Annotated in this window: 11 protein-coding genes; 9 read left to right on the top strand and 2 right to left on the bottom strand. The window is 41.6% G+C overall.

Annotation, left to right across the window (positions count from 1 at the left end):
• Positions 1 to 41: 41 nt before the first annotated feature.
• Entirely contained in the window at positions 42 to 1,673 is a 1,632-nt protein-coding gene (locus ACLI08_RS15500; protein ID WP_411429420.1) for a carboxylesterase/lipase family protein, read from the bottom strand.
• Between the two features lie 56 nt (positions 1,674 to 1,729).
• On the bottom strand, positions 1,730 to 2,182 hold the full coding sequence (locus tag ACLI08_RS15495) for an Lrp/AsnC family transcriptional regulator (RefSeq protein WP_411429419.1): 453 nt from the start codon (positions 2,180 to 2,182) through the stop codon (positions 1,730 to 1,732).
• Between the two features lie 174 nt (positions 2,183 to 2,356).
• Between ACLI08_RS15495 and ACLI08_RS15490 the strand changes: the two genes are divergently transcribed.
• From ACLI08_RS15490 to ACLI08_RS15450, 9 genes are all read left to right on the top strand, one after another.
• Complete coding sequence (locus ACLI08_RS15490; RefSeq protein ID WP_411429418.1) at positions 2,357 to 3,586, top strand: aminotransferase class I/II-fold pyridoxal phosphate-dependent enzyme; 1,230 nt, start codon at positions 2,357 to 2,359, stop codon at positions 3,584 to 3,586.
• Positions 3,587 to 3,734: 148 nt separating this feature from the next.
• The gene (locus ACLI08_RS15485) at positions 3,735 to 5,912 is read left to right on the top strand and encodes a DPP IV N-terminal domain-containing protein (RefSeq protein WP_411429417.1); all 2,178 of its coding nucleotides are present in this window, start codon (positions 3,735 to 3,737) and stop codon (positions 5,910 to 5,912) included.
• 149 nt (positions 5,913 to 6,061) lie between these two features.
• On the top strand, positions 6,062 to 7,072 hold the full coding sequence (locus ACLI08_RS15480; RefSeq protein ID WP_411429416.1) for a LacI family DNA-binding transcriptional regulator: 1,011 nt from the start codon (positions 6,062 to 6,064) through the stop codon (positions 7,070 to 7,072).
• 106 nt (positions 7,073 to 7,178) lie between these two features.
• Positions 7,179 to 8,102, top strand: a complete 924-nt coding sequence (locus ACLI08_RS15475; protein WP_411429415.1) for a carbohydrate kinase family protein — start codon at positions 7,179 to 7,181, stop codon at positions 8,100 to 8,102.
• Between the two features lie 38 nt (positions 8,103 to 8,140).
• Positions 8,141 to 9,379: a sugar MFS transporter gene (locus ACLI08_RS15470; protein WP_411429414.1), complete on the top strand. Its 1,239-nt coding sequence runs from the start codon at positions 8,141 to 8,143 to the stop codon at positions 9,377 to 9,379.
• 9 nt (positions 9,380 to 9,388) lie between these two features.
• A complete protein-coding gene (locus ACLI08_RS15465) occupies positions 9,389 to 10,789 on the top strand; it encodes a carbohydrate porin (RefSeq protein WP_411429413.1) in 1,401 nt (466 codons plus the stop codon).
• A 50-nt stretch (positions 10,790 to 10,839) separates the two neighbouring features.
• Positions 10,840 to 11,688: a sugar phosphate isomerase/epimerase family protein gene (locus ACLI08_RS15460; RefSeq protein WP_411429412.1), complete on the top strand. Its 849-nt coding sequence runs from the start codon at positions 10,840 to 10,842 to the stop codon at positions 11,686 to 11,688.
• A gap of 101 nt (positions 11,689 to 11,789) precedes the next feature.
• Entirely contained in the window at positions 11,790 to 12,245 is a 456-nt protein-coding gene (locus ACLI08_RS15455; protein ID WP_411429411.1) for a hypothetical protein, read from the top strand.
• A 93-nt stretch (positions 12,246 to 12,338) separates the two neighbouring features.
• On the top strand, positions 12,339 to 13,481 hold the full coding sequence (locus ACLI08_RS15450) for a methionine aminotransferase (RefSeq protein ID WP_411429410.1): 1,143 nt from the start codon (positions 12,339 to 12,341) through the stop codon (positions 13,479 to 13,481).
• Positions 13,482 to 13,773 lie beyond the last annotated feature (292 nt).

The raw sequence follows: 13,773 nt of genomic DNA, 5'->3' as shown, positions 1-13,773 counted from the left end.
TAAAAAAACCCTGCCATGTGGCAGGGCTGTAGTAGCATTATTTATTTTTTTGCATATTGTTTGTCTAAAAACAGGTAGCGGTCTCTGTGCGGTTCCTTGTACGCCTTTGGTGTTACGTTTATATCCATAAGGATCATATCTCCCGTTTTACCGCTTGCCGGCCATTGCACGCTTTTTTTACCGTTAGGGTTACCGGTCTTAATAAAATTGGCAAAATATTCTACGCCTATTTCACTTACTTTAAAGTCGTCGCTGTTCCATTCGTACAGTTTATTTCCATTAAGGTTGCCCAGCAGGTATTCTATATCACTGGCATGATTGGCACCTTTAAGTGCTTCGGGCATTTTGTTTTCTTCTTTTTTACCATCAACTTTTGTAATGCCACCGGCAAGGCCTTCTTTTACATTACCAAGTTCAGCTTTAAGCGACGGGCGTGGTTTGCTAAATATATAGGCATATACCGGTTTACCCGAAGTTTCCCTGTGTAAGTCGAGCCATTTCCAGGTGCTGTATACAATAAAATTGTCGCTGGCCAGTGCAGTTGCTGACGCTATAACCTCTTTTTCATCGCCACCCGGATATAATTCAAATACTATTTCAGCATTGTTTCCGTAGCGTTGTTTTACAATATTTGTGTAGTTTTCCGGGTTAGGGTATTGACCGGCCATAAATGCCTGGTAAGGAATTTCAGTTGAAGTCCACCCTGCAAGTAGCGGTACATTTACCTGTTCTCCTGCAGCAAATACTTCGGACGGCAATTTGGTTAAAAAATAGCCATCTACCACTGCCTTTGTACTAAAAGCCCCCGGAGCCGATGCTAAATCCAGTAATTTTTCTGCCGGGATTTCGCGTAAAGCTTTTAGTGTGTTAGCGTTACTAGCTTCGCCAAATTTTGTTCCGCTTTCTTCCTGTTGCTTTAGAGGTATGGCATCGAGCGTAGGGTTTATCATGGCACCACTTTGCCCTATGGCTCCGGCAATAAGATTTTTAGATAGGGGAGAGGCCATTTGTGCCGATACCGAAATAGACCCGGCAGACTCTCCGGCAATAGTTATTTTGTTAGGATCGCCACCAAAAGCGGCAATGTTTTTCTTTACCCAAACTAATGCCGCGTTTTGATCGAGCAGTCCATAATTACCCGACGCGTTATTCGGAGACTCTTTCGTAAGCTCAGGATGCGCAAAGAAACCAAATATCCCCAGTCTATAATTAAGTGTTACCACCACAATTCCTTTTTTTGCCAGAGTTTCGCCATCATAACGGCTTTCGCTGCCGTCTCCGGCTACAAAACCGCCGCCGTAAAAGTAAACAAGCACAGGAAGTTTTGCATCAGGTTTTGCTGAAGGCGTCCAAACGTTAAGATATAAGCAATCTTCGCTCATTTTAGGCGAGCGGAACATCATATCGCCAAATATGTTTTTTTGCATGGCATTAGAGCCAAAGGTTGTAGCATCTCGTACACCAGTCCATTTTGAAGGCGCTTGCGGCTCGCGCCAACGTAAGTTACCTACGGGTGGCTGCGCAAACGGAATGCCTCTGTAGGTGTGTATGCCACTATTAAGGGTAAGCCCCTGCAGTGCACCTTGTTCTACAGTGGTTTGAGGGGCTTTTTGAGCAAATGCTACTCCGCCTGTGTGCAGTAGTACCGCAAAGGCCATAAGTATTTTCTTCATATACTAAATCGTTTTTTTGATGGTACACCAAAGATAAATAAAATTATTACGCTTTATTATAAAGCAATGATGTTAGTGTTTTTTACCTCACCAATCATAAAGGTGCTATGGGTACTGCCTATGTGCTGTAGCGTAGTTAGCTTTGTAACCATAAATTCCCTGTATTCTTCCATGTTTGCCATGTATATTTTCAGGATATAGTCGTAGTCCCCGCTTACGTGATAACATTCTAATACCTCGGGTAACCGGGCTACTTCGCGTTCAAATGTGGTTACATTTTCTTTAGTGTGTTGTACCAGTTTTAAATGACAAAACACCACAAAGCCTTTTTGGACCTTGTTACGGTTTACCACCGCCACATATTTTTCTATGACACCCTCGCGCTCCAGTTTTTTTATACGTTCGTGCGTGGCAGTAGGCGATAGGTTTGCTTTGATAGCCAACTGTTTAGTGGTCTGTGTACTGTCTTCCTGCAAAAAATGCAATAATTTTTTATCTGTAGCATCCATAGTGTACTGATTTTTTTTCGGAGCGATTATTGTAAAATTTGTGTTAAATAGATAAAATTACTAAATAATTGTGTTTTTAAAGAAATAAAATCTATATATAATTTTTTAGGTTGATTTTTTATTTGAATTTACTTCAATTTGTAGATGCATAAACAAACTACAAATACTACTGTTATGAGTGATAAAAAATTTCATCCTGCTGATAAAATCCAGGATTTACAATATTTCGGAGAGTTCGGAGGAGTAAATCCGTCTATTTCTGATTCATCTACTTACACGTTTCTTTCTGCAAAAACGATGTTTGATACCTTTGAGGGCAATGCCGATGGATGTTACCTTTACAGTCGCCATTCCTCACCAAGTAATCTGTATCTGGGGCAGGCGCTTGCGGCTATGGAAGGTACTGAGACCGCTAACGTGGCAGCATCGGGTATGGGAGCCATTACATCGGTACTTATGCAGCTTTGCGGGCAGGGTGACCACATTGTATCGAGCCGTACCATTTATGGAGGGACCTATGCATTTATGAAAAATTTCCTCCCGAAGTTTGGCATTACAACTTCGTTTGTAGACATAACCAAGCATGATAAAGTAGAAGCAGCTATAACTCCTGATACTAAAGTACTGTATTGCGAAACCGTAAGCAATCCGCTGCTTGAAATAGCAGACATTGCCGGCCTTGCCGCTATTGCTAAAAAGCATAACCTTAAGCTGGTTGTAGACAATACATTTTCACCGCTTTCGGTAGCGCCGGTTAAGCTGGGTGCTGATGTGGTGGTGCACAGCCTTACCAAGTTTATAAACGGTAGCAGCGACACTGTAGGCGGGGTTGCCTGTGGTACGCAGCAGTTTATAAACGACATGAGAAATGTAAATGATGGGGCTGCAATGTTACTGGGGCCTACTATGGACAGCCTTCGTGCAGCTAGTATTTTAAAGAACCTGCGCACGCTACACATACGTATGAAACAGCACAGCCATAATGCTATATTCCTGGCAAAGCGCTTTGAAGCTGATGGGCTTAGGGTAGTATACCCAGGTCTGGAAAGCCATCCGGGGCATGAATTGTACAAAGGCATGATTAATCACGAATATGGCTACGGCGGTATGATGACCCTTGATGCCGGAAACCTTGATAAAGCCAATGAACTTATGGAACTTATGCAGCACCGTAACCTGGGTTACCTGGCGGTAAGCCTTGGTTTTTATAAAACGCTGTTTAGTGCACCGGGTACTTCTACATCGAGCGAAATACCTCTTGATGAACAAAAAGAAATGGGGCTTAACGACGGACTTATCCGTTTTTCTATCGGCCTTGATAATGATATTGAACGCACGTACCAACTAATGCGAGAATGCATGGAAGAAGTAGGTATACTTAAAACAAAACCTGTTTTTGTCTGAATTATTTTAATCTTTACGCAATCCGCACTGGTCACTGGTGCGGATTTTTTGTTTCGTCAGCATAAATTAACAGTGGCGGAAACGCGGTATTAAAAACGGTAGAACATCAATAATTATTTATCTTAGCCACTTATAAAAAGTATTACCAATGAAAAAACTTTTATGGATTTTTGTGCTTTCTGGAGCTACAGTTTACGCCCAGCGCAACTTAACCATACAGGAGGCAACCTATGGGGCTTACCAGCAGTTTGCACCTAAAACTATTGTTTCCCCAAAATGGCGCCCCGATGCGCATACGCTTACGTATTTAAACGACAGTTACGAAAAACTTATGTTTCGTACCGAAGCCTCTAACTGGGTAGAGAGTGTTCTTTTAACCAAAGAGGACATTGCCGCTGCCTTAAAGGCAAAATTCAGTACAGAAACTTTTACAGTTAAGATGTTTCCCCCGGACTATGTGTGGAACGACGCTAATACACTTTTCTTCAAAATAGATGGAACTGCTAAAAGTTACCTGGTACTTTTTGACGTAAACAGTAAAACCGTCAAGTCTGCGGTGAGTACTCCCGTTGACGGTGCACAGCAGGCGCTTTCGCCTGATGGTAAAAGTGTAGCTTGGCTAAACGAAAATAACATACGGATATCCAATGAAGCTGGTGCTGTAACAGAAGTTACTAACGATACTGATAAAGGTATTGTAAACGGTAGCGATTACGTTCATCGCCAGGAGTTTGGTATAGACAGAGGTATGTGGTGGAGCGCGGACAGTAAGAAGCTGTTGTACTATCATAAAAATGAAACCATGGTGGCAGACTATCCATTGATTCAGTGGGACGAGCGCATTGCTGCTGTCAAGAATATAAAGTACCCTATGGCGGGTATGAAAAGCGAGGAAGTAACGCTGGTAGTGTTTGATGTCGCTTCGAAAAAACAAATTACTCTTAAGACAGATGGCCCGGCAGAGCAGTTCCTTACGTGCGTTACCTGGTCGCCAGACAGTAAGTTTGTTTTTGTTGGTGTGCTTAACCGCGAGCAAAATTTCCTTAAGCTTAATAAATATGATGCTGCTAACGGTAATTTAATAAAGACTTTGTTTGAAGAAAAAGCCACCACGTATGTAGAGCCATTGCATGGTCTTACGTTTATACCGGGTAATAACGACCAGTTTCTGTACCGTTCAGAAAAAGAAGGTTTTGAACAGTTATACCTGTATAACACCGATGGAAAATTACTAAAAAAATTGGGCTATAAAGATGTTGTGGTTACCGAGTTGCTTAGTTTTGATAAGGGAGCAAAAAATGTTTTCTATCTGGGTACAGCCAACAATGGGCTGGACAGGCAGTTATACAAAACGGAACTGAAATCAGGCAAAACCGTACAGGTTACTACAGTTTCGGGTACTCATGCGGTGGAAGTAAGTGCAGACGGATCTCTTATAGAGGATACATTTAGCAATACTACTACACCAAATGAGGTAAGCATTAAAAACCTTAAGAGTAGTAAAGTAGTTTCTGTTGTAAAAGCAGATAACCCGTATACAGGAAAAACTGTATTGCCGAGAATGGAACTGGTAACCATAACGGCTGCAGATGGTAAAACCCCGCTTAATGGGCGTATTATCTATCCTGCTGATTTTGATGCTTCTAAAAAATACCCTGTAATGTTGTATGTTTACGGTGGACCTCACGCGCAGTTAGTAACAAATAAGTGGCTGGGTGGTACAGGTTTGTTTGACTATTATATGGCGCAAAAAGGCTATGTGGTATTTACCCTTGATAACCGCGGTAGTGATGCCCGTGGGCGCGATTTTGAGCATGTAATTCACCGTAATCTTGGGGTTAATGAAATGGCCGATCAAATGAAGGGCATTGAGTACTTAAAGGCTAAGAATTTTGTTGATGCCGATAGGATAGGCGTTTACGGATGGAGTTTTGGTGGTTTTATGGCTACTTCTTTAATGCTGGACCACGCCGATACTTTTAAGGTAGGAGTAGCCGGTGGCCCTGTGGTAGACTGGAAATACTACGAGGTTATGTACGGAGAACGCTACATGGATATGCCGCAGGAAAACCCTGAAGGGTACAATAGTACAAACACCATACAAAAAGCACAAAAGTTGCAGGGAAGGCTACTTGTTATTCACGGGGCGCAGGATCCTGTTGTTGTACAACAGCACAGTATGGAGTTTATACAGGCGTGTATAAAGGCTGGCAAGCAGGTAGATTATTTCCTTTATCCTACACATGAGCATAACGTTAGGGGTAGGGATCGTTTTCATTTGAACCAAAAAATAGCCGATTATTTTGATACGTACTTGAAAAAGTAAAAAAATAATTTCTACATATAATCCTCCGTATTGCTGGGCAAAGCATCGCCTCAATGCAATACGGAGGATTTTTTTTGCCGAAAAAAATTAACTTTTATTTTTATTTAAACGTTTAATTTATATATTTGCTTCTGTTAGCAAACGATATAGTGAAAAAGAGTTCAATAAAAGATGTAGCTAAGCTGGCCGGTGTTTCTATCGCTTCGGTGTCGTATGTGCTAAACAATACGCCCAATAAAAGCATAAAAGAGCAAACCGTAGCCCGTATTTTAGAGGCAGCTAAAGAACTTAATTATACGCCTAATAAAATTGCGCGCAGCCTTAAAACGCAAAAAAGCTATACCATAGGGCTTATTGTGGCAGATATAGCTAACCCATACTTTTCTCAGTTGGCACGTTTTATAGAAGATGAAGCAGAAAAACAAGGTTACACGCTCATAATAGGAAGCAGTGATGAAAGCGATGCCAAGTTTGCCAGGCTGCTTACGCTCTTTAGGGACAGGATGGTAGACGGACTTATAATAGCACCGGTTGAGGGCGATAAAACCGCTGTGGAGCTGGCTGCGCTAAAAAATATTCCGTTTGTATTAATTGACCGCACCGTTCCCGGATTTGATGCTCCGGCGGTACTTATAAACAACAGGGAAATTTCCCGTAAAACCGCCCAGTATTTAATAGATTCCGGTAAAAAGAACATTGCATTGGTTTCTTATAATACAGGCATTACCAGCCTTTCCGAAAGGATGGAAGGTTATATTGATGCTCTTAAAGAAAACGGGGTTGTCGTTAACAGATCGTTCATATTGTCTATAGATGAAAAACGTATAGATGACGATATGGACGAAAGGCTAACATCGTTGTTTGCTTCGGTTGATAAGCCAGATGCGTTGTTTTTTATTACTAATAAATTATCGGTATCCGGTTTACGATGGTTGATAGAAAATAACATAAAAGTACCCGCAGATGTGGCGGTGGTAGCATTTGACCAAACCGATGCTTATAAACTGTTTCCGGTTCCGGTTACGTTTATCAAGCAACCATTACCCGCTATTGCCTCTGCCGCTATGGAGTTGTTGTTAGAACGAATTGATGACACTGATGCGCCAACTAAAGTACGTGAGATGGAGGCTAGGTTAAAAATTAAGGCCTCGTCAATGTAGCTATTTTTTTGCTAAAATATTTAAACGTTTAAATTAAATTATGTTTGAAGTTTAGCAACTATTATAACTATTTTTTTGTTTAAAAATTTAAACGTTTAAATAAATCATGAAAGAAGATTTTCAAGTGAATAACGATAGGGTTTTTTGTTATGGGGAAGTATTGTGGGATATTTTCCCTGATGGAGCAAGGGCAGGGGGCGCCCCTTTTAATGTGGCGTATAACCTCAAAAAAATGGGCGTCAACTCCCGCGCCATCAGCCGTATAGGTAATGATGATTTAGGCAGGCAGCTTCATGCCAAGCTTACAGGCTGGGGATTCCCCGAATCTGATTTACAGATAGATGCTATACAACCTACGGGTACCGTACTTGCTACATTTGATGCACATGGCGAAGCCCAGTACGACATTGTAGCCCCGGTAGCATGGGATTTTATTGACAACACACCTGGATTGTTTGACGAGGTGAATAATGCCGCGGCCTTTGTATTCGGTAGCCTTATTGCCCGTAGCGCAACGTCAAGAAATACCTTGTTTGCTTTATTGGAGGCATCTAATCTTAAGGTATTTGATATTAACCTACGCGAGCCGTATTGCGATTTTGCCATTATTAATCAATTGCTGCATAAAGCAGATATTGTAAAAATGAATAAGGCGGAAATGCGTCGTGTACTCGAATTTATGGGAACAGCGTATACTACTGAACATGATGCCGTACGCTACATACAGGACCACTTTTCGGTTAATGAAATTTTAATATCTAAAGGAAGTAAGGGCGCACTGTATTACGACGGCCATCAAGATTATTTTGCGCCAGCCATCCCGGTAACCGTAAAAGATACCGTGGGCAGCGGGGATTCATTTTTGGCCGGATTTATATCAAAACGTATTCAGGGGGCTTCTCCCGAAGATATAATGCTTCGCGCTACCGCACTGGGCGCATTTGTTACCTCGCAGGAAGGTGCGTGCCCAGAGTATACATTTGCTGATTTTGAAAATTTTGTAAGTCATAAAACCACCACCAGTATTTAGTTTTTATCTGTAACCAATATCTCAAATACTATAAAACAATGAACGCAAAATTTACTGAAAAAAAGTACCGTGTGGTACTCATCTTTGTAACCTCCCTATTCCTTATGTGGGCTATTGCCATAACCATGGGAGATATTTTAAACAAACACTTTCAAAACGTACTTAATATTTCCAAGGCAACGTCAGGGCTGGTACAGTTGTCTATTTTTGGAGCGTATGCGCTCATGGGTATTCCTGCCGGGCTTTTTATGAAGAAGTACGGATATAAAAAAGGAGTGCTTCTGGGGCTGGGGCTTTACGCTTTTGGAGCTTTCCTTTTTATACCTGCCGCAAATAACGAGTCGTTTGGGTTCTTTAGGTTAGCGTTGTTTATTCTTGCTGCCGGCCTTGCTACGCTGGAAACCGTGGCGCATCCATTTGTTGCTGCCCTGGGCGACGAGCGTACCAGCGACCAACGCGTTAATTTTGCGCAATCGTTTAATGGGCTTGGTGCTATACTGGGGCCGTTACTGGGTGGCTACTTTATATTTGGATCCGGAGAGCATTCGGGTTTAGAATCCGTAAAAACACTTTACGGAGGTATAGGCGTGGTAATACTTATTGTGGCTCTGGCCTTTACTTTCGTAAAAGTACCGCCATTAAAAGATCCGCACGCGGCAGAATTTGCGACTGAAGAAGCATCGGTTACCGATGTAGTACCGGGTGCACCTTTATACAAACAACGGCACTTTATTTTTGCGGTGCTGGCGCAGTTTTTTAACATTGCTGCACAGAGTGGTACTTGGGCTTACTTTATAAATTACGGCGTAGAAAAAATGGGCCTTACAGATCACCAGGCATCGTACTATTTTTCGCTTAGTATGGCCATGATGATGATAGGCCGTTTTATAGGCACGTTCCTTATGAAGTATGTAGCGCCAAACAAGCTTCTGGCAGTTTATACGCTAGCTAATGTGGTGCTGTGTATTATTATATCCCAAAGTTTTGGATGGGTATCGTTCATAGCACTGGTAATGCTTAACTTTTTCCTGAGCATAATGTATCCTACTATTTTTAGCCTGGGGCTTAAAAAGTTGGGTAATAAAATAGAGCAGGCATCGTCTTTCCTGGTTATGGCCATGTTTGGCGGGGCGGTGTTTCCGCCGGTTATGGGCCTCATTGCCGAAAAAGATGTGGCTTCCTCATATCTGCTGCCTATTGGCTGCTACGTAATAATTCTGCTTTTTGCAGTTAAATTCTACAAGCCTAAAACTATAGGCGTTACCGCAAAAAAATAAGCAAACGTTATGATATCGGTTCATGCATTGCGCATGCTCGCAGTACTGTTTTTTACTGTATGGAGCATCAGCGCCCAGATCGTTATTACCAATAAAAATTTTAGTTTTGGTACAACGGGGCGCATAGGGGCGGCATATTCGCCGGGTATAGATGGCGGCACAGCGCGCCAGATAAATTTAAAAAACCAGTCGTCATTAGGCGGCCGTACAGACCAGGGAGATTACTTTGATTTATTGCCGTCGTTTCACTTTAAGGCTGTTAACGCCAATAACGACAGCACTGCTATTGATTTTCAGGTTAGGCTTGCTTTTTATTCTACTAACGGTACTTTTTTAGGTAATGTGGGTTCATCAAACATAAATGGTTTGGTTACCAGCGTGCCAGAAGCCTTTGTAGAAGCCCGTAACATCGTGGGCAGTAATTGGTCTATATGGGCAGGTGCACGCTATATGCGGTATGATGATATACACATATGCGACTATTTCTATTTTGATGACCATTCTACTGAGGGTTTTGGGATAAAGCATAAAAACACTTCCTTTTCTATGTTTTTCCCGGCGGCTATAGATACAACATCTGCCAATGCCACCCCTTACTCTTACGAAAATATAATTACAGGATACAAATCACTTACCTACAGGCAACGACAAGTGTTTGTATGGGAGCACAGTTTTAAACCCTTTAATCGCAACCTGGTAAAGCTACTTGCCGAATGGCATTCTATAGATGGTATACACAATAACACAGACCGCGACTATCCGTCAGACAACGGTTGGGTTCTGGGTGCAAAGCTCAGTACTGATCTTGTTACCCCGAAACCGGGCTCATTTAATCAGTTTGCTGTCAGGTATGGTGCAGGTGTGGCAAACGGAGGTGATTCGGGCAGTACACAAACCTGGCGCACTTACGGTGCGCCCGATGCTAAAGGTAGGTATACAGGTGCTTATTCATTTACCATAGTAGAACATTTGCTGCTTAACCTTTCCGATCGTTTTTCTGTGAATCCGTATGCTGTATATATAAAGAGTAAAGGAGGTGCCGATACTGATAATAAGGCGCTGGATTTTTACAATAGGGAAATTTTTAACCGAAAAACAGATTTTGCCATTGGCAGTCGTTTTTTCTACTATGCCAAAGACTGGTTTCATATTCTTACTGAGCTACATTATACAGAGCGTAGGGACGGTACTTTTTCTGAAGCTTCTATGGTTAAGTTTACGCTTGCACCCACCATTGTGCCTACTGCCGAGCGTGGCCCGTGGGCAAGGCCACACATAAGGTTTATAGCATCGGTAGCACGATATAACGACAGGGCTGTAAGTACATTATACTCTCCATTTTTAGAACAAGCAGGCCATAAAAGGTTTGGAACTTATTTTGGCGTACGGTCTGAATGGTGGATTTTTTAATCTTGCGGGTATCAATACTATACCAGCAACAAAATGAAAACTTTTAAATTATGAAAATACAATACGGTGCTTCTTTACTTTCTTGGGTATTACCGCAATGGAATCCCGAAGCCGGAAAATTTGCCATAGAGCAAACAGCAAGGCATGGTTTTGATATTATTGAGATATTACTGCCGGGAAGTATGGAATTTGATGTGTCTACGGTTAAGCGCCAACTTAATCAAAACAACCTGGGGGTAGTGTGCTCATTAAACCTTTCTAAAGAAACGCATATTCCGGCGCATCCTGAAAAGGCATTAGCTACTATTGAAAAAGCGTTAGACATTACAGCTGGGCTGGATGCTGACTTTTTAGGCGGTGTACTCCATGGCGGTATAGGTGTATTTACAGGAGATGTTTTACAACAGCAGGAAAAGGAGATAATTGCAGAAGTTTGGCACAAGGCAGGAAGTCATGCGCAGTCATTAGGCATTACCATTGGCATAGAGCCTATAAACCGTTATGAAAGCTATGTATGTAACACAGCTGCCAATGTTTTAGAAATCATAAGCATGGCTAATTCCCCTGCGCTTGCCGTGCATTTAGATACATTTCACATGAATATTGAAGAGAACAATTTTCATGACCCGGTTATAGCTTCCGGAAAATTACTTAAACATGTTCATATCACAGAAAGCCATCGCGGCATGCCGGGAGAAGGCACTGTAAACTGGGATGAATTTTTCTTAGCATTAAAAGAAATCGACTTTGAAGGTAATTTAGTTCTGGAGAATTTTTCATCGTCTGTTCCGGGCATGCAGCAGGCAGTATCGTTGTGGCAGAAGTCGCCCCACAATGCGTTGGCATTGGCATTGGGTAGCCTTGCGTTTATAAAAGATGGAATTCAAAAGTTTATTTAGGACTTATTTTGTAGCTGTTTTGGGTTAAAATCGCGTTAAATAAATCCGTTTTTTAAGTTCCAACGTATATTTTGCAGACAGTATGAAAAACTAGTGAAGTTATGAAAAGAAGATTTTTTTATGTTTTTGTAGCATTGCTTTCGTATGCTGGCTATGCACAAGAAACAGTAACAGACTCTACGGCTACTACTCAGGTAAGCGTCGCCGAAAATCCAAAAATTGCTAAACTACAGGCTGAGAACGAAAAGTATAGGCTCGAATTGCAGGGCTTAGAAACAAACCTTCCGGCATTAGAACAAAAGGCCGATGAGCTGGCAAGAGAAGCACGTTCTTCAGCAGACGATAATAAGGACGCAGCACGCAAATTACAGAGTGATGTTACTGATGGTTCTAAAGCAAGGAAAGCACGTAAGGCGGCAAGACAGGCAGAGAAAGATTCAGATAAGGCCGAAAAAGCGCAGTCTGACCTTGATGATGCCCGTAAAGATATTGAACGCCTTAAAAAACGGATTGAAAAGAACGAGAAAAAAATAGTGAAACTTCAATCGGGTACATAAACATATAACAGTTGATTTAAACGGCTTGCTAAGAATAGCAAGCCGTTTTTTTTAGTCCTATTTTACGTACTTTCGGTACTCATTATATATAGTATGCAAATCAAGTCTAAATTCCCATATTTAAACAGACACATATTTTCCTATATGTCCGGTTTGTCGTCGCAGTACGGCGCCATAAACCTTTCTCAGGGTTTTCCTAATTTTGAGCCCTCCGCCGCGTTAGCTGATTTTGCCAGAGAAAGCCTCTCAGAGAGTACAAATCAATACGCACCCATGCCGGGTCTTTTAGAGCTACGGGAACAGATTGCTGCTATGACAGCCCGTAGCTTTAGTGTTTCTTTAAATCCCGAAACAGAGGTTACTGTAGGTTGTGGCGCCACTGAGATGATTTTTGATACTATAGCGGCATTTGTTTGGCCGGGCGACGAGGTAATTATTATAGAGCCGGGATACGATTGTTATCGTCCGGCAATAGACGCAGTGGGGGGTAAGGCTATAGTTTATAAAATGGCGGCTCCCGATTTTAAAATAAACTGGGAGGAGTTTGCAAATCATATTTCTACCAAAACACGTATTATATGTATAAGTAGTCCTAACAACCCTACCTGCACCTTGATGTCGGCGGACGATATGGAACACTTATACAGTCTTGTAAAAAATACAGACATTATAATATTGAGTGATGAAGTATATGGATATATGGTATACGACGATAATAAACATACTACTCCGTTACAACATCCCGGACTAAGGGAACGTACTGTTGCGGTATACTCGTTTGGCAAAACCCTTCACGTAACCGGATGGCGTGTAGGATATGCGATTGCGCCACAAGATTTAACCGTGGAAATAAGAAAGGTTCATCAAAATGCGGTATTTAGTGTTAGCCATCCGCTACAGCGAGCTATTGCCCGTTATCTTAAAACTACAAATGAATATATGGAACTCTCTGCGTTCTACCAGCGCAAGCGAGATACATTTGCGGAAGTGATGAAACACACCAAGCTTAAACCACTTCCGTGTGCCGGTTCATATTTCCAGTTATACGACTACAGTGCTATCTCAAATGACGATGATTTGAGCTTTTGCGAGAGGTTAGTAAAAGATTTTGGAGTCGCAGCTATACCAGTATCTCATTTGTACAGCGATTTTCACGACGATAAGTTGATAAGATTCTGCTTTGCCAAAACAGATGATTTACTTTTTGAAGCAGGGAAGAGGCTTTCTAAACTGTAAAATAGCCGGTATGCATTACCGATTTTGGGCTTAGTCCTGTAAAATCTATTCGTTTTACTCGTGCCTGTAATTTTTTTTCGATTTTTTTCTTCCCGTAACTCTTGTTGTTTAAGTGGTTTATGGTTTAGAGTTAAAAAAAGTTAAACAAAGTGGTAAGAAAAGAGTTGTTTAAGTGTAAAAGAGTGGTATCTTTGCACCCGCAACAGAGAAGTTAGCGAGGTTCATAGAAAACTTGATGGGATTTAAAAAGAGGTTTTTCTCTTATGTAATAAGAAGAATAAACGTTGAAAAG

This window comes from Flavobacterium sp. RNTU_13 (assembly GCF_046614455.1).
Classification (GTDB): Bacteria; Bacteroidota; Bacteroidia; order Flavobacteriales; family Flavobacteriaceae; genus Flavobacterium.
Note: the sequence above shows the minus strand (reverse complement) of the source record. Positions and strands in the feature narration are given on the sequence as shown.

Excerpts from the sequence above, each read along its gene's own strand:
- ACLI08_RS15460 (WP_411429412.1), top strand. The coding sequence starts at position 10,840 with ATGAAAATACAATACGGTGCTTCTTTACTTTCTTGGGTATTACCGCAA.
- ACLI08_RS15450 (WP_411429410.1), top strand. The coding sequence starts at position 12,339 with ATGCAAATCAAGTCTAAATTCCCATATTTAAACAGACACATATTTTCC.
- ACLI08_RS15455 (WP_411429411.1), top strand. The coding sequence starts at position 11,790 with ATGAAAAGAAGATTTTTTTATGTTTTTGTAGCATTGCTTTCGTATGCT.
- ACLI08_RS15500 (WP_411429420.1), bottom strand. The coding sequence starts at position 1,673 with ATGAAGAAAATACTTATGGCCTTTGCGGTACTACTGCACACAGGCGGA.
- ACLI08_RS15495 (WP_411429419.1), bottom strand. The coding sequence starts at position 2,182 with ATGGATGCTACAGATAAAAAATTATTGCATTTTTTGCAGGAAGACAGT.
- ACLI08_RS15475 (WP_411429415.1), top strand. The coding sequence starts at position 7,179 with ATGAAAGAAGATTTTCAAGTGAATAACGATAGGGTTTTTTGTTATGGG.
- ACLI08_RS15490 (WP_411429418.1), top strand. The coding sequence starts at position 2,357 with ATGAGTGATAAAAAATTTCATCCTGCTGATAAAATCCAGGATTTACAA.
- ACLI08_RS15470 (WP_411429414.1), top strand. The coding sequence starts at position 8,141 with ATGAACGCAAAATTTACTGAAAAAAAGTACCGTGTGGTACTCATCTTT.
- ACLI08_RS15485 (WP_411429417.1), top strand. The coding sequence starts at position 3,735 with ATGAAAAAACTTTTATGGATTTTTGTGCTTTCTGGAGCTACAGTTTAC.
- ACLI08_RS15465 (WP_411429413.1), top strand. The coding sequence starts at position 9,389 with ATGATATCGGTTCATGCATTGCGCATGCTCGCAGTACTGTTTTTTACT.